General features: G+C 44.8%; 22 protein-coding genes. 5 read left to right on the top strand and 17 right to left on the bottom strand.

The annotated features are described in order from the left end of the window. Positions 1-34 precede the first annotated feature (34 nt). Positions 35-169: a hypothetical protein gene (locus R7P67_RS08915; RefSeq protein ID WP_005391675.1), complete on the top strand. Its 135-nt coding sequence runs from the start codon at positions 35-37 to the stop codon at positions 167-169. A gap of 358 nt (positions 170-527) precedes the next feature. Here R7P67_RS08915 and R7P67_RS08910 read toward each other — a convergent pair whose 3' ends face one another. The 6 genes from R7P67_RS08910 to R7P67_RS08885 form a co-directional block, all read right to left on the bottom strand. Further along, a complete protein-coding gene (locus R7P67_RS08910) occupies positions 528-1,811 on the bottom strand; it encodes a NupC/NupG family nucleoside CNT transporter (RefSeq protein ID WP_005380131.1) in 1,284 nt (427 codons plus the stop codon). A 204-nt stretch (positions 1,812-2,015) separates the two neighbouring features. Then, complete coding sequence (locus tag R7P67_RS08905) at positions 2,016-2,789, bottom strand: TatD family hydrolase (RefSeq protein ID WP_031781042.1); 774 nt, start codon at positions 2,787-2,789, stop codon at positions 2,016-2,018. Next, positions 2,776-2,973 (bottom strand): DUF5363 family protein, encoded by a 198-nt coding sequence (locus tag R7P67_RS08900; protein WP_031781041.1) that lies wholly within the window; start codon positions 2,971-2,973, stop codon positions 2,776-2,778. Before R7P67_RS08900 ends, R7P67_RS08905 begins: the two co-directional genes overlap by 14 nt. A gap of 94 nt (positions 2,974-3,067) precedes the next feature. Next, positions 3,068-4,657 (bottom strand): peptide chain release factor 3, encoded by a 1,590-nt coding sequence (gene prfC / locus R7P67_RS08895; RefSeq protein ID WP_005380123.1) that lies wholly within the window; start codon positions 4,655-4,657, stop codon positions 3,068-3,070. Positions 4,658-4,942: 285 nt separating this feature from the next. Beyond that, positions 4,943-5,398 carry a ribosomal protein S18-alanine N-acetyltransferase gene (gene rimI / locus R7P67_RS08890; RefSeq protein WP_005386430.1) on the bottom strand — a complete coding sequence of 152 codons (456 nt, stop codon included), beginning with the start codon at positions 5,396-5,398 and terminating at the stop codon, positions 4,943-4,945. A gap of 12 nt (positions 5,399-5,410) precedes the next feature. Continuing rightward, positions 5,411-5,809, bottom strand: a complete 399-nt coding sequence (locus R7P67_RS08885) for a DNA polymerase III subunit psi (RefSeq protein WP_005386429.1) — start codon at positions 5,807-5,809, stop codon at positions 5,411-5,413. Positions 5,810-5,968: 159 nt separating this feature from the next. Between R7P67_RS08885 and R7P67_RS08880 the strand changes: the two genes are divergently transcribed. Continuing rightward, positions 5,969-6,415, top strand: coding sequence for a hypothetical protein (locus R7P67_RS08880; RefSeq protein WP_031781040.1), 447 nt, complete (start codon positions 5,969-5,971; stop codon positions 6,413-6,415). Between the two features lie 62 nt (positions 6,416-6,477). On the opposite strand, the gene R7P67_RS08875 is transcribed toward R7P67_RS08880, so the two are convergent. Together R7P67_RS08875 and R7P67_RS08870 are read right to left on the bottom strand one after the other, a co-directional pair. Next, positions 6,478-6,981 carry a GNAT family N-acetyltransferase gene (locus R7P67_RS08875; RefSeq protein ID WP_005380119.1) on the bottom strand — a complete coding sequence of 168 codons (504 nt, stop codon included), beginning with the start codon at positions 6,979-6,981 and terminating at the stop codon, positions 6,478-6,480. After that, positions 6,965-7,492: an SCP2 domain-containing protein gene (locus tag R7P67_RS08870; protein ID WP_005394645.1), complete on the bottom strand. Its 528-nt coding sequence runs from the start codon at positions 7,490-7,492 to the stop codon at positions 6,965-6,967. The genes R7P67_RS08875 and R7P67_RS08870 overlap by 17 nt, the downstream gene beginning before the upstream one ends. A gap of 363 nt (positions 7,493-7,855) precedes the next feature. On the opposite strand from R7P67_RS08870, the gene R7P67_RS08865 reads away from it, so the two are divergent. The 3 genes from R7P67_RS08865 to R7P67_RS08855 all read left to right on the top strand — a co-directional run bounded on the left by R7P67_RS08865 (position 7,856) and on the right by R7P67_RS08855 (position 11,941). Next, entirely contained in the window at positions 7,856-9,895 is a 2,040-nt protein-coding gene (locus tag R7P67_RS08865) for a bifunctional diguanylate cyclase/phosphodiesterase (RefSeq protein ID WP_005380112.1), read from the top strand. Between the two features lie 133 nt (positions 9,896-10,028). Further along, positions 10,029-11,042, top strand: coding sequence for a peptidase U32 family protein (locus R7P67_RS08860; protein WP_005386427.1), 1,014 nt, complete (start codon positions 10,029-10,031; stop codon positions 11,040-11,042). A gap of 20 nt (positions 11,043-11,062) precedes the next feature. After that, the gene (locus tag R7P67_RS08855; protein WP_031781039.1) at positions 11,063-11,941 is read left to right on the top strand and encodes a U32 family peptidase; all 879 of its coding nucleotides are present in this window, start codon (positions 11,063-11,065) and stop codon (positions 11,939-11,941) included. A gap of 51 nt (positions 11,942-11,992) precedes the next feature. Here the strand turns inward: R7P67_RS08855 and R7P67_RS08850 are convergent, their stop codons facing one another. The 9 genes from R7P67_RS08850 to nusA all read right to left on the bottom strand — a co-directional run bounded on the left by R7P67_RS08850 (position 11,993) and on the right by nusA (position 23,608). Further along, positions 11,993-13,339: an MATE family efflux transporter gene (locus tag R7P67_RS08850; protein WP_017635889.1), complete on the bottom strand. Its 1,347-nt coding sequence runs from the start codon at positions 13,337-13,339 to the stop codon at positions 11,993-11,995. Between the two features lie 124 nt (positions 13,340-13,463). Beyond that, positions 13,464-13,886, bottom strand: a complete 423-nt coding sequence (locus R7P67_RS08845; RefSeq protein WP_005394653.1) for a MarR family winged helix-turn-helix transcriptional regulator — start codon at positions 13,884-13,886, stop codon at positions 13,464-13,466. 99 nt (positions 13,887-13,985) lie between these two features. Beyond that, entirely contained in the window at positions 13,986-14,906 is a 921-nt protein-coding gene (gene nlpI / locus R7P67_RS08840) for a lipoprotein NlpI (RefSeq protein WP_005380101.1), read from the bottom strand. 178 nt (positions 14,907-15,084) lie between these two features. After that, a complete protein-coding gene (gene pnp, locus R7P67_RS08835; protein ID WP_005380098.1) occupies positions 15,085-17,220 on the bottom strand; it encodes a polyribonucleotide nucleotidyltransferase in 2,136 nt (711 codons plus the stop codon). Positions 17,221-17,512: 292 nt separating this feature from the next. Next, entirely contained in the window at positions 17,513-17,782 is a 270-nt protein-coding gene (rpsO, locus tag R7P67_RS08830; protein WP_005380094.1) for a 30S ribosomal protein S15, read from the bottom strand. 141 nt (positions 17,783-17,923) lie between these two features. Next, the gene (gene truB, locus R7P67_RS08825) at positions 17,924-18,877 is read right to left on the bottom strand and encodes a tRNA pseudouridine(55) synthase TruB (protein WP_005380088.1); all 954 of its coding nucleotides are present in this window, start codon (positions 18,875-18,877) and stop codon (positions 17,924-17,926) included. Further along, positions 18,877-19,272: a 30S ribosome-binding factor RbfA gene (gene rbfA, locus R7P67_RS08820; protein ID WP_005380087.1), complete on the bottom strand. Its 396-nt coding sequence runs from the start codon at positions 19,270-19,272 to the stop codon at positions 18,877-18,879. Before rbfA ends, truB begins: the two co-directional genes overlap by 1 nt. A gap of 114 nt (positions 19,273-19,386) precedes the next feature. Then, on the bottom strand, positions 19,387-22,098 hold the full coding sequence (infB, locus tag R7P67_RS08815) for a translation initiation factor IF-2 (protein ID WP_005380086.1): 2,712 nt from the start codon (positions 22,096-22,098) through the stop codon (positions 19,387-19,389). 22 nt (positions 22,099-22,120) lie between these two features. Continuing rightward, positions 22,121-23,608, bottom strand: coding sequence for a transcription termination factor NusA (gene nusA / locus R7P67_RS08810; RefSeq protein WP_005380084.1), 1,488 nt, complete (start codon positions 23,606-23,608; stop codon positions 22,121-22,123). Positions 23,609-23,621: the final 13 nt, after the last annotated feature.

Here is a 23,621-nt window from a genome sequence, read left to right as displayed (position 1 = left end):
AACTATAATCAACAAGTCGAGACAATGTGAGTAAATGGCTAAACAGTCTATTAATGAACGGACTTGGTTCCCTGAAGACTCGGCATATACAGCGAAAATTTATCATATGCCAATTGCTATCCTTGTCACCGCACAGTACCAGTTTGGCCTATGGCACAACAATCTATGATTGCGGTGTCTTTAATATCACATCACAAAGCAAAACGCCTATTAGATCTGATATTGCAGGGCAATTCATTTGCCCATCGATTATGTAATATTCATTACGTGATTAAGAATCAAGCTTAACCACTATCCTGTGATTAATACATTATAGAGTTTCACCGCAAAACTGTAGCACCAAATGGAGCGCAAACGGTTTGTATCTCAAAATTTCCTAGCCCCTATTCCATTGACTGCGTAATACCTCGACTAAGGCAAACACCCGATGAAATTTTGGAGCCCGAAAAACGAAAAATGCCCCGCAGCAATCTCTTGCTACAGGGCATGATGTAAAACGGCGTCTATATATTAAGAACCGATTCTAATTATAGTGCTGCAAGGCTTAAGCAGAAGCCTGCAATTGTCGCTGCCATAAGGTTAGACAACGTACCTGCAAGAACTGCTTTAACACCCATGCGAGCGATGTCACTACGACGGTTTGGTGCAAGGCTACCTAGACCACCAAGTAGAATCGCAATAGAAGAAAGGTTCGCGAAACCACATAGTGCGAATGAGATGATAGCTGTTGTCTTCTCAGACATTACTTCACCAGTTGCCGCGATTACTTGAGCGTTTTCACCTAGGTATGGTGTGAAGTTCAAGTAAGCAACGAATTCGTTCACTACGATTTTCTGACCAATGAATGAACCAGCTGTTACAGCTTCTGCCCATGGAACACCGATTAGGAATGCTAGTGGAGAGAACGCGTAACCTAGAATTAGCTCTAGTGTTAGTTCTGGCATGCCGAACCAACCACCGATGCCACCTAGCATACCGTTGATTAGCGCGATTAGACCAACGAATGCGATTAGCATTGCACCTACGTTAAGCGCAAGTTGTAGACCAGAAGCCGCACCGCCCGCAGCTGCGTCGATTACGTTAACTGGTTTGTCGTCACCGCCGTCCATCGCTTCTTCGATACTTTCGTGAGGCTGGTCAGTCTCAGGGTGAAGGATTTTAGCGAACAGTAGACCACCTGGTGCTGCCATGAATGATGCCGCAACTAGGTACTCTAGTGGAACACCCATAGATGCGTAACCAGCTAGTACACCACCAGCAACAGAAGCTAGACCACCACACATTACCGCGAATAGCTCTGATTGAGTCATTTTTGGAACGAATGGACGAACAACTAGAGGTGCCTCAGTTTGACCTACGAAGATGTTAGCTGCAGCTGACATTGATTCCGCACGCGAAGTGCCTAGCGCTTTTTGTAGTGCGCCACCAAGAATCTTGATAACCCATTGCATAACGCCAATGTAGTAAAGAACTGAAATCAGTGCAGAGAAGAAGATCAGTGTAGGAAGAACACGGAATGCGAAGATGAAACCGCCGCCGCCGAATACTTCGAACATCTTGTCAGAAACAAGACCACCGAACAGGAATGATGAACCATCGTTACCGTAGTTGATAACGTTAGAAACACCTGAAGAGAAACCGTTTAGTAGATCACGGCCCCAAGGTACATACAGAACAAATGCACCTAATGCGAATTGGATAGCGAATGCGCCACCCACAGTTCTAAAGTTGATAGCTTTTCGGTTGTTAGAAAATGCCACTGCAATCGCAAGAAGCACTACCATACCGATTAGGCTCATAAACAGGCTCATAGTTTATGACTTCCTTATAAGTTATTTATTGGCGTGTTACAAAATGGAGCTATAAAGCGGGGGCAATTATACTCATGCAGAATCAATTAAAGTAATGCCAGCCTCACACTTTCCTATAAGATTCATGATTGATTCAACCAGCTTTGTGAGTTAATTCACAATAAGCAGGAAAACGTTTTCGATTTCAAACCACATCTTTAGATTTTATTCACATATCGAGAAAGCAAAATTGCTATTTTTCCACAGTTGAGAGGCAATCGATTGCTTTCGGCCGTTATGCAACTCTACGAGCTCATTAAAGACGTGAATGAGTTTGGCTGGGTGATTTGACTCCCCTTGATATCCAAGTATAGGCATATCTGGTGCGTCTGTTTCGATTACTAGGTTTTCGAGTGGTAATTTTTGAATTGCGTCGCGTGTTTTCTTGGCTCTTGGGTAGGTAATCGTTCCTCCTACACCGATAAAAAAACCTAATTTGACCCACTCCATGGCTTGCTGATAACTCCCAGAAAAAGCGTGTAGCACACCACCTCTAGGAAGATTCGCCGCTTTCACCATTTGAATGAGGCGATTGTGCGCTTTTCGGCTATGTAAAATAACTGGGAGTTCGAAGCGTCTAGCCAGCTCAAATTGAACTTCAAGTATCTTTTCTTGCAACTGTGGATCAACATCAATGGCAAAATCTAAACCACACTCTCCTATTGCCACGCACTGTGGCCCTTTTTGATTTAGATAGCCTTCTAGCTCTGTAAGGTGCTGCTCAACGTTATCTTCAAGAAAATACGGATGAAAGCCGAGCGCATAATACAAATTGGCATGTTGCTCTGCCAAAGTTTGAATACGAGCCCAGTTTTGCGGACCGACGGAAGGAATCAAAATTCTTGCGACGCCTTGCGTTTGAGCAAGCTCAAGTTGATGCGCAAAGTCATCTTGAAACACATCAAAATCAAAGTGGCAGTGCGTATCAAAGAGCTTCATCTTGACGCTTTTTATCTGTATCTGCGGGCAGAAAATCAGAGGATGGTTGGGCTTCACTCTTCTCTTCAGTTTGATGGGCAGGGTCTTTTCGATATGGGACACAACTGCGTTTCTGATCGGGAGTTAACCCCATATCTTTACACCAGTTGTCGTAACGCTTTAGCCCACGTTTAAACCAATTCATATCTTATCCTTATATAAAAACGCCCTTGGCTAAGTTTATAGCCAAGGGCGTTTTAAAATCTAGTTTGCGTTAAGGCTTACCCTAACCGCGCAAATTAGTGCTCGCGCGTCGCACGGAAATCAACGTCAGGGAAACGCTCTTTCGCTAAGTTTAAGTTAACCATTGTTGGAGCGATATACGTTAGGTTATCACCACCATCCAATGCTAAGTTCGCTTGATTCTTGCGTTGGAACTCATCCAGTTTCTTCGCATCACCACACTCAACCCAACGCGCAGTTGCAACGTTAATGCCTTCATAAATCGCTTCAACGTTATACTCAGACTTCAAACGAGCCACAACAACATCAAACTGAAGTACACCAACGGCACCAACGATCAGATCGTTGTTCTGTAGAGGACGGAATACCTGTACCGCACCTTCTTCTGATAGCTGAACCAAACCTTTGAGAAGCTGCTTCTGCTTTAGTGGATCTTTCAGGCGAATACGACGGAATAGTTCCGGAGCGAAGTTCGGAATACCAGAGAACTTCAGTGATTCACCTTGAGTAAAGGTATCACCAATCTGAATAGTGCCGTGGTTATGTAGACCAATGATGTCACCGGCGTAAGCGTGTTCTGCACGTGCACGGTCACCAGCCATAAAGGTTACTGCATCAGAGATACTCACTTGCTTGCCAAGACGAACGTGGTTCATCTTCATACCTTGCGTGTAAGTGCCAGATACAATACGCATGAATGCGATACGGTCGCGGTGTTTTGGGTCCATGTTCGCTTGGATCTTAAATACGAAACCAGAGAACTTCTCTTCAGTCGCTTCAACTTCACGTTCAACCGCTTGACGAGTTTTCGGCGCTGGAGCCCATTCAGTTAGACCGTCTAGCATATGATCCACACCAAAGTTACCTAATGCAGTACCGAAGTAAACTGGCGTCAGATCACCTGTTAGGAACATTTCCAAATCAAACTCAGGGCAAGCACCCATAACAAGCTCAAGCTCTTCTCGAACACTTTCCGCAAGGCCTGCACCAACTTTTTCATCAAGCTCTGGGTTATCGAGACCTTTGATGATTCGAACTTCTTGAATCTCATGACCGTGACCTGATTCGTATAAAATCGTTTCATCACGGTGAATGTGGTACACACCTTTAAATTCTTTACCACAGCCGATTGGCCATGTAATTGGCGCACACATCATGCCCAACTCGTTTTCTACCTCGTCCAATACTTCCATTGGATCACGAACGTCACGGTCAAGTTTGTTCATGAAGGTTACGATTGGCGTGTCACGCAGACGCGTTACTTCCATCAGCTTACGTGTACGATCCTCGACACCTTTCGCCGCATCGATAACCATCAAACACGAGTCTACTGCCGTTAACGTACGGTATGTATCTTCCGAGAAGTCTTCGTGTCCAGGCGTATCAAGTAGGTTTACCAGACAGTCATTGTAAGGGAACTGCATTACAGAAGTGGTTACCGAGATACCACGTTCTTTTTCCATTTCCATCCAGTCTGATTTTGCGTGCTGTGCGTTACCACGACCTTTAACCGTACCTGCTTTTTGGATCGCGTTTCCGAATAAAAGGACTTTTTCAGTAATGGTGGTTTTACCCGCATCCGGGTGAGAAATAATAGCGAACGTTCTGCGCTTAGACACTTCGCCTAAAAAAAGGGGATTTGACATTAGTTAATCTTCTAAATTACTTTCATGCTCACAAAATAGGCAAGCATATCTACTATTCGATATTGTGCGGTATTCTCGCTTATTATCGCTGTGCTAGCAAACTGGAAAGACATGAACTGAATTTACTCGGCTCACCAGCCTTTACCTGCAACTAACAAGGGAAAGCCAGCTCCACACAAAGAGATGTAAAAATTCAAAAAATTATTATTACATATTCAAAAGCCTCGAATCCGGATACGCATTTAAAGCATAAGTGTTGATGAGGTAATTAGTAACGGCCTAAAACTAACTCAAAAATAAGTAACTCATGATAATGGCGTCTTCCTTACCATTTCCCGATTTAGCTGGGTAATAGTTGTAACGACGGTCCACTTCATTAAAACCTGCTTGCTCATAAATATGGATAGCTGGGTGATTACTTTCACGCACTTCTAACCAAGCACTCTCTGCTTTGGCTTGTTCACAGTGTTCAATAAACGCGTCCAGCAATTTTTGCCCTAGCCCTCTGCCCTGTTGAGAAGGCGCTACTGCAATATTTAATAGTGTCACTTCTCCAACAATATTCTGTCCATAGAAGTAACCAACCACTTGAGAGCCTTCCAGCATCACATGATGGCAAGCACCGCGACTGGATAAGTCACGAACCAAAGATTCGGCCCAAGGGTGAGAATGTGCTTGCTGCTCGATTTGCCAAACTTGGTCGAGGTGCTCTGCACGCATCGGCGTAATTTCAATTGTCACGCATTAGCTCCGTTAAGAGTACGAACAGATTTGTTGCCACAATGCGCGGCGCTGTTCGTTATTACCATCAATATCTTGTAATAGTGGCGAGGTCAGGTGCTTTGCCTTGATGCTTTGATCAGCCTCACAGCCTGCAAACCACACCCACTCTAGCTGATGTTCACCCAGCATGGATAAGCGCTCAGGCTCTAGGTGTAGCGCATCATCAAGCGTGAGCTTAATGCTTTTTAATACGCGCTCAAACATCAATGCCGTCTCGTTTTCTGGACATATTGGCGATACCAATAGGAGTTTACATGAACTTTGCAAATCCAATAATGGCGATTGATAGCCTTCCAGTCTTTCAGGGTGCACCAGCTCCCATGTGCTGATCCCCATTTCACGTAAATACTGTTTCTCGTTAATTGACATTTTCCGTCACCTATTTGAACGAGGGCAATCCTATCAAATTATCGCGATTATACCTAAAGGACTTCAAGGAACACCTGAACACAATGAGATGATTTGGATATTCCTGAACATAGCGTTTTGCCAACAGCCACACATTGGGTATGACATATGAGGTACATTATGAAATTCTTAAATACGCTACTACTTTGCACACTGGTAGCCGCCACCAGCATGAGTGTTTTTGCTAATAACAGCGATGAGTGGGAGCTGATTGCAACGAAAACCGTTAACTTTCATACAGAAACAGATACCGTGACACCAAATAGCCTATTCCGAAACCGAAGCTTCAGTAAAATAAAACTAAAATGTGTGCAAGGAACGGTAGACATTAATGGTTTAAAAGTCGTCATGACAGATGGTAGTGAGAAAAAACTTTCCTCTATGGGCGTACTAACAAGCGGATTGTCGACTCGTGCCTGGAGCCTTCCAGGTACAAAAGAAGCCAAGCTAAAACAGATTGAAATGACTTACAGTAGCTGGGGAAGCACAAAACTCAGCCTGCTAGGGGTAAGTAAAAAAGCGAAAATAGAGGTCTGGGGCAAAAAGAAAAGTAACCAGTCATCCTAACCTCCCTATCTCAGTTTTCAGTGAATAAGAAAGAAGCCCACTTAGTCGTGGGCTTCTTTCATTTACAGTTCAGAGAACTCTGGCGCATAGTCTATGCGTCCGGAGCGTCCAGCACATTGACCTTCGACCAACTCTGCGACTCGAAATGCACCTTTAGGGACATCCCAAGCACATTCAAAGCCCATCTCGTCGCATGATTGAAAACCCTGGCGCGCGTAATAATCAGGATCGCCCAACACCACACACACTGGGTAGCCAAAATCACGCAGTGAATCAAAACCTTCTTTGATCAACTCTGCAGCGATGCCTTGGCGACGGTAATCTTCATGAACAGCTAATGGCGCTAGCCCTTGCCATGACAAATCTTCACCATTTAAGGTCACAGGGCTAAATAAAGCATGGCCTATCACCTCTCCCTCATCTGTACACGCGACTAAGGAAAGCGTGAATTTGCTGTTTTCGCGCAAACGCATCACAAGCTCAGCTTCAGCTTCCGTCGGGAAGGCGTGTTTCAATAAGCGGTCAATGGTAAGAATGTCCGCTGGGGCTTCAGTTCGAATAAGCATTCGCTACTCCGGTTGGTTGTGCAGGCGCTTGAACTCCTTTCTGAACAAAATCAGCCAATTGATTCAAAGCGACTTGCATTGCTTTCGGTAACTGCTCTAAGTCGACACTGTCCATTAAGTTTTTCACTTCTAAGCCAAGCTCAGTATCACCTTCAATTGAAAGGCGACGTTGGAAGAACAGTGTGTCAGGGTCTTCTTTACGACCAGCAATCAGTACTAGGTCGTTTAGATTACCACTAAAACTCACATCTTCCTGAACTGGTTTTTCAGCTACCACCAATTTTTCGTCTTGATAGCTGATGTACCATGCTAAGTTCAAGTCTTTAATCGCAACTTTTAACCACTTGTCTTCAAGGAACTCAAAGTCACCATCTTCCAAGGCTTCTTTAAACACCATTTTTAGCCCTTCCAGCAACGCTTTTTGCTGAATTGGCTGTGGTAATAACTGGACTGGAGAACGCAAAATATTAGCTGCGTTCTTTACTAGTTGACTGCGAATCTTGTTTAACACGTTCATTATCCGTTACTTTGTCATTAGGTTGCTTATATTAAGCAATCGTGGCGATGAGATTACTGTTATGTATCAATAAAGTGCCTATTTTAGATTGGTGGTTTATTGCTCACTAACGCTTCTTTTTTTGAACTTACGTGTATTATTGATGCGAACAGGTGGATAAACACTTTTACAACCGTATTTTCAAAGTTATAGTTATCTGAGCGTATCCATGTGATTGTCGACTGCACAGCTAAAACCGCGAGCCCTTTAATGGCAAGTAACACTTTGGCTTGGTGGTAGATCGCCGCAGGCTTATCAGGGTGTCGCTTTTTATACACGGACGAATAATCTGGCTCATTGGAGATCGGTAATACCCTAATGCCTTCCCAGCAATTAAAACATTGGTTTGCCACGCTAACCTCAAATAGCCCTTTCTTCTTTGCCATTCTTGATAAAAAACACAATTATCGAATGGTAAGTGACCGTTACTGCGATATCGCAGGTTTAAGTCATGAGGAAATCGTCGGCTTAAACGATTGCCAAGTGCTGGGTGAACAGTTTTATAAGAAGCTTGCACCATACTATCAGCGCGCGTTCAAAGGGGCACATGTCGAAGCCGAAATCACGCTCGATGAAACCGACCTTGAAACCAGTCTTCACTTTAGTCTTTCGCCAGTTTTTGAAGGTAACGACATTCGCTTTGTTGTTTTTCACGCTGTCGATACTTCAGAAAAGCAGATACTCGTTCGCTCCTTAGAAGAGTCCGAAAGTAAGTTTGCGAAGTTAACACAACTGCTACCAGACGGCTTACTGCTTATCGAAGATGATATTGTCATCTCTGCGAACCCCGCATCAGCGCGCCTTCTCGGACTTAACTCTCCTCATGAATTGTTGGGCGAAGAGCTAAGTCGTTTATTCATCGATGAAAACAGTAAAAAGGTATTTAGTCATCGATTGAGTACATTAATTTCTGACAAACCTTTTGTCTGCTTAACCAGCGCAAGATGCGGCTTTGAACGGAAAGTTCAGCTACACGCGGATTCCACGGCGATATTAGGTAGCGAATCTCAAATTATCCTAATCCAAGATGCTGATGATGCGCCCAAAAACCTGTCTTCTGCATCGAATGAAGACATACACATTGACTCGCTCACCAAACTCTACAACCGCTTTGGCTTCACCAAACGTTTGGAACAGCTGATCAAAAAGCAAACACCGCTTCTGGTGTTCTATTTGGATATCGATAACTTCAAAAACATTAATGACTCACTTGGTCACCATATTGGCGATAAAGTGATTCAAGAGGTATCGGCCCGTCTTAAACGGTTACTACCAAACCAAGCGATTATTGGTCATTTGGGTGGCGATGAGTTTGGCGTCATTCTGCCGGAGCCAGAAAATACCCGCATGGCTGAAATTTTGTCCGATCGCATTATCTCGTTGATCAACCAACCTTTCGACTTGCACCACTTCAGTAAACGCCTTGCCTGTTCAATTGGTAGCGTTCGATACCCTGAAGACGGACAAGATGCGCGAATCCTACTCCAAAATGCCGATACTGCGATGTATGAAGCCAAAGATCGTGGTAGAAATCGTCTGATCAAATTTAACGATCAAATGAACAAAGAAGCGCGTATGCGTTTGTGGCTCGAAATCGAACTGCAAAAAGCATTGCAGCAGAACGGTTTGGAAGTGTGGTATCAACCTAAGGTTAACGCGCGAGACTTCAGTATCAACGGCGCAGAAGCGCTCGTTCGTTGGAAGCATCCAGTCGAAGGGTACATTAGTCCTGGCTCATTCATTCCTGTCGCCGAGCGCGCTGGGTTAATCGAACACCTTGGACGTGTCGTGATGCGTGATGTTTTCAATACGGTAAAACGTTGGAAGCAACAAGGCATACTGCCAGGCCGTGTCGCCATCAACCTCTCTCCCGAGCAATTTGGCAACCCACAGCTGATCGACTTTATGGAAAAGCTGCTTCGCACTACCGAGCTTGATCCAAGCTGCATTACCTTCGAGCTAACCGAAAGTGCCGTGATGAGTGATAGCGAACATACACTGCAAATGTTGAATGCGATTAAAAAGCTTGGCTTCGCTCTCTCTATCGATGACTTTGGTACCGGCTACTCTTCTCTTTCCTACTTAGCGCGTTTCCCTATTGACGAGCTAAAAATCGACCGCGCTTTTATTAATGATATCGACACACTACCGAAACAAGTCACTGTGATTGAAAACATCATTAATCTGGGTAAGTCGCTCGACTTAACTGTCGTTGCCGAGGGGGTGGAAACCCACCAGCAAGCTACTTTGCTCTCTAACCTTCAATGTAATGCGATTCAAGGATTCCATTTTTATCGCCCGCAGCCAAAACATGAAATTGAAGAGCTGTTTGTACAGAATCGTCGTCACAAGAACTAACCCCGACCCGATCCCCTTACTCGCAAGGGGTAAATATCGACTTTATTGAGCTAAACCTAACTTAGGTCAATTTCGCTATTCATAATTCTTCATAAAATGCGGACACCTTTTTATTCTCAATGATTGTGAGCATATGGAACTCTTGTGTCCCGCGGGTAACCTGCCTGCGTTAAAAACTGCGATTGATTGCGGTGCCGATGCCGTCTACATTGGTTTCAAAGATGATACCAACGCCCGTCACTTTGCTGGCCTCAACTTTAACGGCAAGAAATTAGAAAAAGCGGTGCAATACGTTCATGACCGCAATAAAAAAATTCATGTCGCGTTGAATACCTTCGCTCATCCCAATGGCTTCGAGCGCTGGACGAACGCAGTAGACAATGCAGCGGCACTGGGTGTAGACGCGCTGATTGTTGCAGACATTGCAGTGCTGGAGTACGCGGCTCGCAAATATCCCGATCTGGAACTACACCTTTCAGTGCAAGCATCAGCGACCAACGTCGCAGCCATTGATTTTTACAAACAAAACTTCAACGTAAAACGGGTAGTATTACCTCGCGTTTTATCGATTCATCAGGTCAAACAGCTTTCACGCAACATCACTAGCGATGTCGAGTTAGAAGTCTTTGCTTTTGGTAGCCTTTGCATCATGTCTGAAGGTCGCTGCTACCTATCGTCATATATGACAGGCGAGTCTCCAAACACTGTGGGAGCATGCTCTCCAGCTAAGTACGTTCGCTGGCAAGAAACAGAAAATGGTCTGGAATCCCGCCTTAACGACATTTTGATCGATCGCTACAGCGCCGGTGAAAATGCGGGCTACCCTACCTTGTGTAAAGGTCGTTTCGAAGCTGAAATCGAAGGCGAGAAAAAACGCTACCACGCACTGGAAGAACCAACCAGTTTGAACACCCTCTCTATGCTACCAGAACTATTTGCTGCAAATGTGGCGTCTGTAAAAATTGAAGGTCGCCAACGTAGCCCTGCTTACGTAGAACAAGTCACTCGAACATGGCGAGCCGCGATTGACCGTTACCAAGCAAACCCAGAAGCTTACCAAGTCGAAGCGGCTTGGGATGCCGCATTGGCAAACGTGTCTGAAGGTACGCAGACCACACTTGGTGCTTATCACCGCAAATGGCAGTAGAGGTTAAGATGGATAATTCAATGAAATACGCGCTTGGCCCGCTGTTGTACTTCTGGCCAAAACAAGACATCGAAGCGTTTTATGAACAAGCGAAATCAAGCTCCGCGGACATCATCTATCTTGGGGAAACCGTATGTTCAAAACGTCGAGAAATGAAGCCTTCGCATTGGCTTGAAATCGCAAAAGAGCTGTCCGCATCTGGCAAGCAAGTGGTGCTATCAACAATGGCACTACTGGAAGCTCCGAGTGAAGTAAACATAATGAGGAAGTACATCGACAACGGTGACTTCGCGATTGAAGCAAATGACGTATCTGCTGTTCAATTGGCATCAGAGCATAAAGTGCCTTTCGTCGTTGGCCCTGCAATCAATACTTATAACGCACACACGCTCAACTTATTTTTGAAGCAAGGTATGATGCGTTGGTGCATGCCTGTCGAGCTCTCTCGCGAATGGTTAAACGATACTTTGGTTCAGTGTGACGAGCTTGGTATTCGTAACAAGTTTGAAGTTGAGGTATTTAGCCACGGTTATTTGCCTTTAGCGTATTCCGCTCGCTGTTTCACAGCCCGAGCTGAAAACCGAGCGAAAGACGATTGCGAAACCTGCTGTATCAAATACCCTACGGGTATCCAGGTCAGCAGCCAAGAAGGACAAGAAGTCTTTAACCTTAACGGCATTCAGACACAATCAGGGTATTGCTACAACCTCATCAATGACTTACCAAGTATGAAAGGACTGGTTGATGTGATCCGATTAAGCCCTCTTGGTATCGATACTTTTTCAGAGTTAGAGCGTTTTCGCTCAAACGAATACGGCGATAATCCTGAAAAGCTCGAAAGCCGCCAATGCAATGGCTATTGGCATCAACTAGCGGGCTTAGAAGTAAAAAACATTTAATCCTTAAAGAAAAAAGCGAGGTCTACCCTCGCTTTTATCTGTTAGCTTTTGTTAGCAGGCTTGCACCCTTGGTTCGACAGAACTCTCATTAAGCAGCTTTTTCACATCTCGCCACAACATACTGATCACGACCAAACTCAATGCAATGTTAGACAATGGGAAAGCTAACCAAATACCTGTCACGCCGAAAAGTTTCGGCATAATGAATAAGAATGGCAACTGGACCAGCATGTTGCCTAGTGTTACAAACATAGCTTTGCTGCCTTTGTTTACTGATTGATAGTACGCGGCCGCAACAACTAAAAAACCATCTAAGAACAACGCAAACATGTGTAAACGAATCCCGATCACGGTGCTATCAATCAACTGTTGGTCAGCATTATTAAACACCGCAACCAGTTCGTACGGGAAAAGGTTCATCAAAACAACGAACGCCACCCCACCAAGCACAGATGTCCCCATCGCGACCTTTAATAACTTTCTGATGTTCTCCTGATTACGTGCACCGTGGTTGAAGCTCACTAAAGGCTGCATACCATTCGCAATTCCTTCTGCTATCAGATAGTAAACCGTCACGATGTACCCCAAAATGGCGTACGCTCCGATCAACATTGCACTTCCGTATTGAGCAAATAACGCGTTGTGCAGTGCCACCATCACAGAGCCGTAGGCGTACATAAAGAAACTTGATGTACCTATCATGATAATCTTTGGTGCAGCATCAACCTGAACTTTGAAGTCGCGGATACGAAGGCGTAATGTTGCTTTTGAAGTAAAGAAGTAACCAATACCGAGCACAGTGACCACTAATTGTGCAAGTGCAGTGGCAATAGCGGCTCCGGTTAACTCCCACTCCAACCAAGCAATAAATACGTAGTCTAATACAATGTTAATAACGGCACCGATGACCATCAAAATCGTTGCTAAGTTCGGGCTGTCGTCATTGCGTAATAAAAACGGAACTGCGATAGAACCCAACGTGAATACGCACGCGACAATCAGAATATGCAAATATTGCAGCGCAAGTTCAAACACTCGCCCTTCCGCACCTTGCCAGCGAATAAATTCATCCGAAAACAAAAACAATATTGTAGCAACGATCGGCATCAATGCCGCTAACAACGTCAATCCGGTCGTTAGGATTCGCTTAGCGCCTTCATGATCGTTCTCTCCTTGCTTGATCGAAGTCAGTGCACCAGTCCCCACCCCAATCATCATTCCTATACCGAGGATCGAACCGATAATAGGCCACGCAACATTGATCCCAGCTAATCCGTCAGCGCCAACATAACGGCCAATAAAAATGCCATCAACTATTTGATACAAACCGTTCACGAGCATTGCTGCGACGGTTGGAATCGTATATTTCCAAAACTGTCTATAAATTGAGTTTTGCATGACTGTCACCAGTAGTTAGCAAAGCTAACCATTTAATTAGCAAGGCTAACTAAATGGTTAAATTAAATAAAAGAAAGATGAAACAACAAAAACTAAACCATACAGCTGAGGCCTTTGCTTTAGTTTAAAATGACTTATTACTCAATGCTTTATTCAGTAAAGCTTGTAACTGCTCAGCTTCTTGCTGATTTAATTGTTGCATCATTTGTTCAGAGATATCTTTGTACACTACCTGCTCCAAAGACATTTTTTCTGCGACTTCTTCTGTAAGCAACACACGCTTAGCGCGAGCATCCTCATTACATGCGATGCGTTTCACCAAACCCTTTTTTTCCAAACGCACAACCATTGTCGATGCGGAAGGCTTAGTCACTTGCAGCTCTTCTGCAAGATCGGTTATTCGCACACCCTCAGGGTAAACCTGAATCACACGCAAATAATCGAACTCATTAAAGCTTAGATGTGATAATGGATCTTCTTTGGCATAGACACGCCAAGCTTTGGCGCAAAAACGCTCTAAATCAATCAAGCTTTCTTCTAATGCCATAAAAGCCACCACCACTTAGTTAGCAAGACTAACTATTTTAAATGAGTCACTCATCAAGTTCAATCATAAAAAAAGCCGCTCTCATCGAGCGGCTCTAAATCATTCAATTTCCAGCTTCTTGGCAGCCTTTAACTTGGCCAATCTATCTTGCTGTAATTGATCGTAAATTTGCGCCAACTCCAAGAAAGAATAGCGATGCTCAACATAATCGTAAACGTTGAACGAAATCGCGAGCTTATAAAGTGAGATGGCACTTGCGATATCGCCTTCAAGCTGATTACGCTTTCCAAGGTAGAAATACGTTTCCGTCAATCGTTCAGCTAGGCGATAGTTCTCTCTCGTTCCATCCATAATTGCTTTAAGCGCGTCTTCGTCCGAGACGTCTCGTAGCATGATGGCAACAAGAACCCATCCCCACTCTTCACTACGATCTCGTAAATAACGCTGTTGAAGATTGGCTTTTGCTTGCTCTGGATTTTGCTCAGCTTCGATGATGTACAGCCATAATGAACGAAAAGGATCCGTTGGCATTTCTTGATAATGCTTGGTCATATCTTCTAAAGCGAGATCGATTCGGCCACCATAATACAGTGCAATCGCACGGTTGCGCTCAGCATAGGTATTATCAGGAGCCAACTCTATGGTCGAGTCAAACGCTTCATATGCCGCATCAAACTCTCCTACTTGGGTAAAGTATACTCCCAAAAGATTGAAGATGTCCGGCTGAGCAGGATTCAACTGCAAAGACTGGTTAAAGTCCAAACGGGCAAGATCACGCAAACCAACGCTGTCGTAGTAGCTACCGCGCTCATAATGCATTTTAGCGCGCACTTCATCACTAAGGTCGGGACGTTGTAGCAACTGCGAGAGACGCGCGATTTGTACTTCTTGTTGAACACTAGGCTGAAGTGGCACCGCCATCGGTGGATATAACCACTTTTGTGCTGATTGTTGAGAAGTATTTGCACAACCGGTCAGCGCGATAGCAACACATAAAATTGCGGTTTGAAACCATTTCACTAATTGATACTCCTGTTTGGACCGCTCAAGATTTGTTTCTCTTAATGCAATATAGGCGATAACCTCGTTTGAGGTTAATACATCGAAACAAACCAAAAAAGGGGAGCGAAAATGCTCCCCTTTTATAACATGCTTTCAGGCCCTTAATCTAATAAAAGGCTGAAAGTCTCATTTTGTCTTACTCGTCTTTAGCAGCTGGTGCTTCAGCAGCAGCTTCTTCAGCTGGCTTTTCTACCGCTTCTTTCATGCTTAGACGTACACGGCCTTGGCGGTCGATTTCAAGAACTTTAACTTGAACTTCTTGACCTTCAGCTAGGTAGTCAGACACTTTCTCTACGCGTTTTTCTGCGATTTGAGAAATGTGTACAAGACCATCTTTGCCTGGAAGAACCGTTACGAATGCACCGAAGTCTGCTAGACGTGCAACTTTACCTGTGTAGATACGGCCCACTTCAACTTCAGCAGTGATCTCTTCGATACGGCGGATAGCTTCTTTCGCAGCAGTGCCTTCAGTTGCCGCAATCTTGATAGTACCGTCGTCTTCGATTTCGATAGTTGTACCAGTCTCTTCAGTTAGAGCACGGATAACTGCACCACCTTTACCGATAACGTCTTTGATCTTCTCAGCGCTGATCTTCATCGTGTGAATACGCGGAGCAAATTCAGAGATGTCTTCACGAGCACCAGAGATTGCTTCATCCATTACAGATAGGATGTGCTTACGTGCGCCTTGAGCTTGGTTAAGCGCAATTTGCATGATTTCTTTAGTGATGCCTTCGATCTTGATGTCCATTTGAAGTGCAGTGATACCAGTGTTAGTACCTGCTACTTTAAAGTCCATGTCACCTAGATGGTCTTCATCGCCAAGGATGTCAGAAAGTACAACGAAATCGTCACCTTCTTTAACAAGACCCATTGCGATACCAGCAACAGATGCTTTGATTGGTACACCTGCGTCCATAAGCGCAAGAGAAGTACCACATACTGAAGCCATTGAAGATGAACCGTTAGATTCAGTGATTTCCGATACAACACGTACTGTGTATGGGAACTCATCAACAGAAGGCATTACTGCAGCAATACCACGCTTCGCCAGTTTACCGTGGCCGATTTCACGACGCTTAGGAGAACCTACAAAACCAGTTTCACCTACACAGTATGGAGGGAAGTTGTAGTGCAGTAGGAAGTGATCTTTACGCTCACCAGTTAGCTCATCGATGATTTGAGCATCACGCTGAGTACCTAGCGTTGCCGTAACGATCGCCTGAGTTTCACCACGAGTGAATAGCGCGCTACCGTGAGTACGAGGAAGAACACCAGTACGTACATCTAGTGCACGAACCATGTCTTTTTCACGGCCATCGATACGAGGGTTACCTGCAATAATACGGCTACGTACTACTGTCTTCTCTAGATCATGGAAGATAGTGTGGATTTCTTTTGTGTCTGCTTCAGGATCTTCAGCAAGAAGAACTTCATTTACTTCCGCAGCGATCTCATGGATGCGGTCGTAACGAGCCATTTTCTCAGTAATTTGGTAAGCTTCAACAAGTTTAGCTTCTGCTAGATCAGCAATCTTATTTTTAAGCGCTGTGTTCTCTTCAGGAGCAACCCAATCCCAAGCAGGAGTTGCAACTTCTGCTTTGAATTCGTTGATAGCTTGAATAGCAACTTGTTGTTGGTCATGACCATAAACAACCGCCGCTAGCATTTCTTCTTCAGTTAGGTTGTCCGCTTCTGACTCAACCATCAGTACTGCTGACTCTGTACCTGCAACAACAAGGTCAAGCTTAGAAGTTTCTAGTTCAGTTTGGCTAGGGTTAAGTACAAGCTGACCATCGATATGACCAACACGCGCCGCACCGATAGGGCCATTGAATGGAATGCCAGAGATAGCAAGAGCAGCAGAAGTACCGATCATTGTAACGATATCTGGCTGAACATCTGGGTTTACAGACATTACTGTCGCGATAACCTGAACTTCGTTTTTAAACGCGTCTGGGAAGAGCGGACGGATTGGACGGTCGATTAGACGAGCTGTTAGCGTTTCGCCTTCAGAAGGACGACCTTCACGTTTGAAGAAGCCGCCTGGGATTTTACCCGCAGCGTAAGTACGCTCTTGGTAGTTAACCGTTAGTGGGAAGAAGTCTTGACCTGCAACGGCTTCTTTTTTACCTACAACAGATACGAATACAGACGTATCATCCATTGTGACCATAACTGCTGCTGTAGCTTGACGTGCAATAACGCCAGTTTCTAAAGTAACTGTGTGGTTACCGTACTGGAACGTTTTAACAACTGGTTTTTCGAACATTGTTATTCCTTGTTTCTAATCTTCCTTTAGTGCTTAAAGAAATCTTAGATGTGTTAATTGACACTCAAGGCATTACGAATCGCGACTAGTAAAAAGAAACTCGGAAATTCCTTTTGAATAGTCGCGACCTTTTGGTCGACGTGGTTGACTGTAATGCTATGAGCTTTTGAGAAAACCTCTTACAAGGTTTAGCCGCCAGTATTATAACGGCATAAGTCTAATTTGGCTAAATTTAGGCAACAAAAAAGGGGCATAAAGCCCCTTTTTAGACAAACTGCTATGCAGTCGCTGATTAGCGACGTAGGCCTAGACGTTTGATTAGGTCTTGGTAGCGAGCTAGGTTTTTACCTTTTAGGTAATCTAGAAGCTTACGACGACGAGAAACCATGCGTAGAAGACCACGACGGCTGTGGTGATCGCCTTTGTGCGCTTTGAAGTGACCTTGTAGGTGGTTGATAGAAGCTGTAAGTAGAGCTACTTGAACTTCTGGTGAACCAGTGTCGCCTTCGCCTTGTGCGTATTCTGCAACGATTGCTGCTTTAGTTTCTGCATTCAGAGACATAATTCTCTCCTAATAAGAGTAGGTTTAAAGTTGTAGCAGCCAATCTCTGATTCAGCCGCTACGCGAAGCGCGGATTATAGGGAAATTTCCTATCTCGTGCAATATAAAAATACCGACACTCAGGTCGGTATTTTCAATCATTTACTTGGATGCAACGTCATCTCGGAACACGACCAATCGCTTAGGAGCGATTTTGCCATCTTCGTTCATTTCGCCAACGCCAATAAACAAGCGTTCTTCACCCATAGTAAGGCGAAGTGAGCCCTCAGTCGGAGCACCAAATACTTGAACGGGCTGCCCATGTTGGACCATATTCGCCAGTTCAGGCACCAAGTTGACTTCTGGTAAGTCTTCTACCGCTGTATCCATTGGCAAAAGTAGCGGGTCCAGTAGTTCTCGAGGCGCTCGTTCCTCGCGGTGAGCTTGCTCTAGCAACTCATTTAGTTGCTCAAGTGTTACCATATTCTCGTAAGGGTATTTAGCAACACCAGTACGACGAAGCATAGTTACGTGCGCACCACAACCTAACATTTCGCCCAGATCATCAACGATAGTACGAATATAGGTACCTTTAGAGCAGTGCACTTCCATCTCTACTTCATCGCCTTCAAAACGGTGAAGAACAATCTCATATACCGTGATCTTACGAGATTCGCGCGGAACTTCGATGCCTTTACGAGCGTATTCATACAAGGGTTTACCTTGATACTTCAACGCAGAGAACATGGAAGGCACTTGATCAGATTCACCACGGAACTGATCGATGCACGCTTCTAGCTTGTCTAACGTAACATCGACTGGACGCGTCTCTACAACTTCACCATCCGAGTCAGACGTATTGGTACGTTCACCCAGCTTTGCGATCACGCGGTAGCGTTTATCAGAATCAAGAAGAAACTGAGAAAATTTTGTCGCTTCACCCAAGCAAATTGGCAACATGCCTGTCGCTAATGGGTCCAAGGCTCCAGTGTGGCCTGCTTTCTCGGCAAAGTAGATTCGCTTTACTTTTTGCAGTGCATCATTGGAAGAGATACCTGTTGGTTTGTCCAACAGTATAACGCCATTAATTGGACGACCTTTACGACGACGAGCCATTATTCTTCGTCCTCACGACCAGAATCTTTTTGCTTTTGTTTGTCTGAACTAACGACTTCAGACACTAGGTTAGACATACGCATACCTTCAACAAGCGTATTGTCATAGTGGAAGCGGATTTCTGGCGTTAAACGTAGACGAATACGCTTACCTAACATCATGCGAATGTGCACTTCGTGCTCACGTAGCGCTGCTAGACATGATTCAGGTGTTTGCTCACCCACACATAGGAAGGTCACAAATACTTTTGCGTAAGCTAGGTCACGAGAGACTTCTACGTCTGAGATCGTCACCATGCCAAGGCGAGAGTCACGAACTTCACGTTGAAGGATCATCGCTAGTTCTTTTTGCAGCTGCTGTGCAACGCGCTGCGTGCGGCTAAATTCTTTTGACATATCTTTACTCTTATATAGAAAGAATGGGGGGTTGGTCAAAGCCAGCCCCCCATGGTGTATTCAACAACCAATTACTACTTATCTTTCAAAGACAATATTAGTAATTTTAGTCAATTAGTCTAGAGTACGTTTAATTTCAACGATTTCGAAGACTTCGATTTGGTCACCAACGCGAACATCATTGTAGTTCTTAACGCCGATACCACATTCGTAGCCATTCTTAACTTCTTGAACGTCATCTTTGAAACGACGTAGTGACTCTAGTTCACCTTCGTAAATAACAACGTTATCACGTAGTACACGGATTGGGTTGTTACGCTTGATCACACCTTCTGTAACCATACAACCAGCGATAGCGCCCAGTTTCGGTGACTTAAACACGTCACGAACTTCAGCAAGACCAATGATCTCTTGCTTGAATTCTGGAGCAAGCATACCGCCCATTGCTTGTTTCACTTCGTCAATCAATTGGTAAATGATTGAGTAGTAACGTAAGTCAACAGCTGCGGCTTCAACAGCACGACGAGCAGAAGCATCTGCACGAACGTTAAAGCCAAGGATGATTGCGTTTGAAGCTTCCGCTAGTACTACGTCAGTTTCCGTAATACCACCAACACCAGAACCAACGATGTTCACTTTAACTTCGTCAGTAGATAGCTTAACTAGTGAGTCTGCGATTGCTTCTACAGAACCTTGAACGTCTGCTTTAAGTACAACGTTAAGTTCAGCAACTTCACCAGCAGTCATGTTAGAGAACATGTTCTCTAGTTTAGATTTCTGCTGACGAGCAAGTTTCACTTCACGGAACTTACCAGCACGGTAGTTAGCTACTTCACGCGCTTTACGCTCGTCACGAACTACTGTTGCTTCATCACCTGAAGATGGTACACCTGAAAGACCTAGGATCTCTACAGGGATAGATGGGCCAGCCGAAGTAATTTCTTTACCTAGCTCATCACGCATTGCACGAACACGGCCGTATTCTTGACCACAAAGAACGATGTCGCCTTTGTTTAGTGTACCTGATTGAACAAGTACTGTTGCAACTGGACCACGACCTTTATCTAGGCGAGATTCAACAACAACACCAGATGCCATGCCTTCAGCTACAGCTGTAAGTTCAAGAACTTCAGACTGAAGAAGGATTGCTTCTAGAAGACCATCGATGTTTGTACCCTGTTTAGCAGAGATGTGAACGAACATGTTCTCACCGCCCCACTCTTCAGGAATAACGTCGTATTGAGCAAGCTCGTTCTTAACGTTATCTGGGTTCGCGTCTTCTTTATCGATCTTGTTCACAGCAACAATTAGAGGAACGCCTGCCGCTTTCGCGTGCTGAATCGCTTCTACTGTTTGTGGCATTACGCCATCGTCTGCTGCAACTACAAGAACAACGATATCTGTCGCTTGAGCACCACGAGCACGCATTGCAGTAAACGCTGCGTGTCCAGGAGTATCAAGGAACGTGATCATGCCGTTGTCTGTTTCAACGTGGTACGCACCAATGTGCTGAGTAATACCACCCGCTTCGCCAGAAGCAACGTGTGTGCGACGGATGTAGTCAAGTGTTGACGTTTTACCGTGGTCAACGTGACCCATGATAGTAACAACTGGAGCACGTGGAACTGCTTCCGCGTTAGTGTCACGGTCAGATAGTACCGCTTCTTCCAGTTCGTTCTCTTTACGAAGAACTACTTTATGGCCCATTTCTTCAGCAACAAGTTGTGCTGTTTCTTGGTCGATCACTTGGTTGATAGTCGCCATAGCGCCCATCTTCATCATTACTTTGATAACTTCTGTCGCTTTAACCGACATCTTGTTAGCAAGTTCTGATAGAACGATCGTTTCGCCAATTACAACGTCTTGCTTAGCAACCGTTGCTGACTTATCAAACCCGTGCTGCATTGAAGTCGGCTTAGCAAGTTTGCCCTTACGACCTCTACCGCCACGTTGGTTGTTACGGCCACCGCGAGCTTGGTCGTCTTTACCCGAAGCTGCTTTTTTCTTCTTACGACGACCGCCTTCTACTTTGCGATCTGCTTCATCTTCGGCTTCACGTGCGTATTGTGAAGTCGTTACATGGTAATCTGTATCTTCCATATCACCCTTTTTCTCTTCTGCAGCAGACCAACGCTCTTTATTCTTTTCAGCCAATTCGCGAGCTTCTTCAAGCTTGCGCTGACTTTCCTCTTCAGCCTTACGCTTAGCTTCTTCTTCCTGACGACGTTTAAGCTCGTCGGCCTCTTTTCGCGCTGCTTCTTGCTTAATTTTCTCTTCAGCATCACGCTTTGCTTTTTCTTCAGCATTACGTTGTGCATTCGTATCTACGTCTCGCTTCGCTTTTTCTTCAGCTTCACGTTTCGCTTTTTCTTCCGCTTCACGTTTTGCAGCTTCTTCAGCTTCACGTTTCGCAGCTTCTTCAGCTTCACGTTTTGCAGCTTCTTCTGCTGCACGTTTTGCTGCTTCTTCTGCTTCACGTTGTGCTGCTTCTTCAGCTTCACGTTTCGCTTCATCTTCAATTGTGCTGCGCTTCACGTATGTACGTTTTTTGCGCACCTCAACCTGAACATTCTTACTCTTACCACCACCCGCGTTCACACTAAGTGTACTACGAGTTTTACGCTGAAGCGTAAGGCGAGTCGGCTCTGAATCACCTGATTTATCACCGTGTTCTTTCTTTAAATGAGAGAGAAGCTTCTGCTTCTCTTCATCAGTAACATTGTCAGAGCTCGCCTTTTTAATGCCAGCGTCAGCAAGTTGTTCAATCAAGCGGTCGACTGGCGTACCAATCTCATCACTCAGTGCTTTAACTGTTAATTGTGTCATGCCGCTTCCTCCTTGCCGAAAATTATGCTTCTTCGCCGAACCAACAGATGTTACGTGCGGCCATAATTAGCTCACCTGCACGTTCTTCGGTCAGGCCTTCGATACCTTCTAAATCGTCAATACCTTGGTCAGCAAGATCTTCCAGTGTCGCTACACCTTTCGCTGCCAATTTAAATGCCATCTCACGCTCAAGACCTTCAAGTGCAAGTAGGTCCTCAGCTGGTTCTAGACCTTCAAAAGACTCTTCTTGTGCTAGTGCGATCGTCGTTAGTGCATCTTTTGCACGTCCACGAAGCTCTTCGATTAGTTCTTCATTCAAACCATCGATTTCTAGTAGCTCGTTAACTGGCACGTATGCGATTTCTTCTAGCGTTGAGAAACCTTCTTCAACAAGAAGTTGAGCGAAGTCTTCTTCAATATCTAGGTACTTCATGAAGTTTTCAATAGATGCTTGTGATTCTTCAGCGTGTTTCTTCTGAAGATCAGCAACTGTCATAACATTCAGTTCCCAACCGGTTAGTTGAGATGCTAGACGCACGTTTTGACCGTTACGACCAATAGCTTGCGCTAGGTTGTCAGCTTCAACTGCGATGTCCATTGAGTGTGCATCCTCATCAACGATGATAGAAGCAACATCAGCTGGCGCCATTGCGTTGATAACGAATTGAGCTGGGTTATCATCCCAAAGAACGATATCGATACGCTCACCACCAAGTTCGCCAGAAACAGCCTGTACACGTGCACCACGCATACCAACACACGCACCTACAGGGTCGATACGTTTGTCATTTGTTTTGACAGCGATCTTAGCACGAGAACCAGGATCACGTGCTGCGCCTTTCAGCTCGATAATATCTTCTGCGATTTCAGGCACTTCAACACGGAACAGTTCTGCCAACATTTCTGGCTTAGAACGAGTGATGAACAATTGGAAACCACGTGCTTCAGGCGCGACTTTGTAAAGAAGGCCACGTACGCGGTCGCCTGGACGGAAGTTTTCACGAGGAAGTTGGTCATCACGCAGGATTACCGCTTCAGCGTTATTACCAAGATCAAGCACGATTGTGTCACGGTTTACTTTTTTCACGACACCAGTGATTAGATCACCCTCATTGTCGATGAACTGTTCAACGATTTGTGCGCGCTCAGCTTCACGAACTTTTTGAACGATAACTTGCTTAGCAGTTTGAGTCGTAATACGGTCAAACGTTACTGATTCGATTTCGTCTTCTACGTAGTCGCCAAGCTCGATTGAGTCATCTTCGTATTGCGCTGCTTCTAGTGAGATCTCTTTTGTAGGGTTCTCAACGTCATCAACAACTAACCAACGGCGGTAAGTTACAAATTCACCGGTTTTACGGTCAATGGCAACACGTACGTCGATTTCGATTTCGTATTTTTTCTTTGTAGAAGTTGCTAGAGCAATCTCAAGAGCCTCAAAGATACGCTCACGAGGTACCGCTTTTTCGTTCGATACCGCTTCTGCTACCGCTAAAATTTCTTTACTCATTGTATTTAGCCTC

The sequence above is a fragment of the Vibrio sp. Vb0937 genome, assembly GCF_033338855.1.
This window is presented reverse-complemented; position numbering and strand designations above follow the sequence as displayed.

Excerpts from the sequence above, each read along its gene's own strand:
- R7P67_RS08915 (WP_005391675.1), top strand. The coding sequence starts at position 35 with ATGGCTAAACAGTCTATTAATGAACGGACTTGGTTCCCTGAAGACTCG.
- R7P67_RS08910 (WP_005380131.1), bottom strand. The coding sequence starts at position 1,811 with ATGAGCCTGTTTATGAGCCTAATCGGTATGGTAGTGCTTCTTGCGATT.
- R7P67_RS08905 (WP_031781042.1), bottom strand. The coding sequence starts at position 2,789 with ATGAAGCTCTTTGATACGCACTGCCACTTTGATTTTGATGTGTTTCAA.
- R7P67_RS08900 (WP_031781041.1), bottom strand. The coding sequence starts at position 2,973 with ATGAATTGGTTTAAACGTGGGCTAAAGCGTTACGACAACTGGTGTAAA.
- prfC (WP_005380123.1), bottom strand. The coding sequence starts at position 4,657 with ATGTCAAATCCCCTTTTTTTAGGCGAAGTGTCTAAGCGCAGAACGTTC.
- R7P67_RS08885 (WP_005386429.1), bottom strand. The coding sequence starts at position 5,809 with ATGTCAATTAACGAGAAACAGTATTTACGTGAAATGGGGATCAGCACA.
- R7P67_RS08880 (WP_031781040.1), top strand. The coding sequence starts at position 5,969 with ATGAAATTCTTAAATACGCTACTACTTTGCACACTGGTAGCCGCCACC.
- R7P67_RS08875 (WP_005380119.1), bottom strand. The coding sequence starts at position 6,981 with ATGCTTATTCGAACTGAAGCCCCAGCGGACATTCTTACCATTGACCGC.
- R7P67_RS08865 (WP_005380112.1), top strand. The coding sequence starts at position 7,856 with ATGCCTTCCCAGCAATTAAAACATTGGTTTGCCACGCTAACCTCAAAT.
- R7P67_RS08860 (WP_005386427.1), top strand. The coding sequence starts at position 10,029 with ATGGAACTCTTGTGTCCCGCGGGTAACCTGCCTGCGTTAAAAACTGCG.
- R7P67_RS08855 (WP_031781039.1), top strand. The coding sequence starts at position 11,063 with ATGAAATACGCGCTTGGCCCGCTGTTGTACTTCTGGCCAAAACAAGAC.
- R7P67_RS08850 (WP_017635889.1), bottom strand. The coding sequence starts at position 13,339 with ATGCAAAACTCAATTTATAGACAGTTTTGGAAATATACGATTCCAACC.
- R7P67_RS08845 (WP_005394653.1), bottom strand. The coding sequence starts at position 13,886 with ATGGCATTAGAAGAAAGCTTGATTGATTTAGAGCGTTTTTGCGCCAAA.
- pnp (WP_005380098.1), bottom strand. The coding sequence starts at position 17,220 with ATGTTCGAAAAACCAGTTGTTAAAACGTTCCAGTACGGTAACCACACA.
- rpsO (WP_005380094.1), bottom strand. The coding sequence starts at position 17,782 with ATGTCTCTGAATGCAGAAACTAAAGCAGCAATCGTTGCAGAATACGCA.
- truB (WP_005380088.1), bottom strand. The coding sequence starts at position 18,877 with ATGGCTCGTCGTCGTAAAGGTCGTCCAATTAATGGCGTTATACTGTTG.
- rbfA (WP_005380087.1), bottom strand. The coding sequence starts at position 19,272 with ATGTCAAAAGAATTTAGCCGCACGCAGCGCGTTGCACAGCAGCTGCAA.
- infB (WP_005380086.1), bottom strand. The coding sequence starts at position 22,098 with ATGACACAATTAACAGTTAAAGCACTGAGTGATGAGATTGGTACGCCA.
- nusA (WP_005380084.1), bottom strand. The coding sequence starts at position 23,608 with ATGAGTAAAGAAATTTTAGCGGTAGCAGAAGCGGTATCGAACGAAAAA.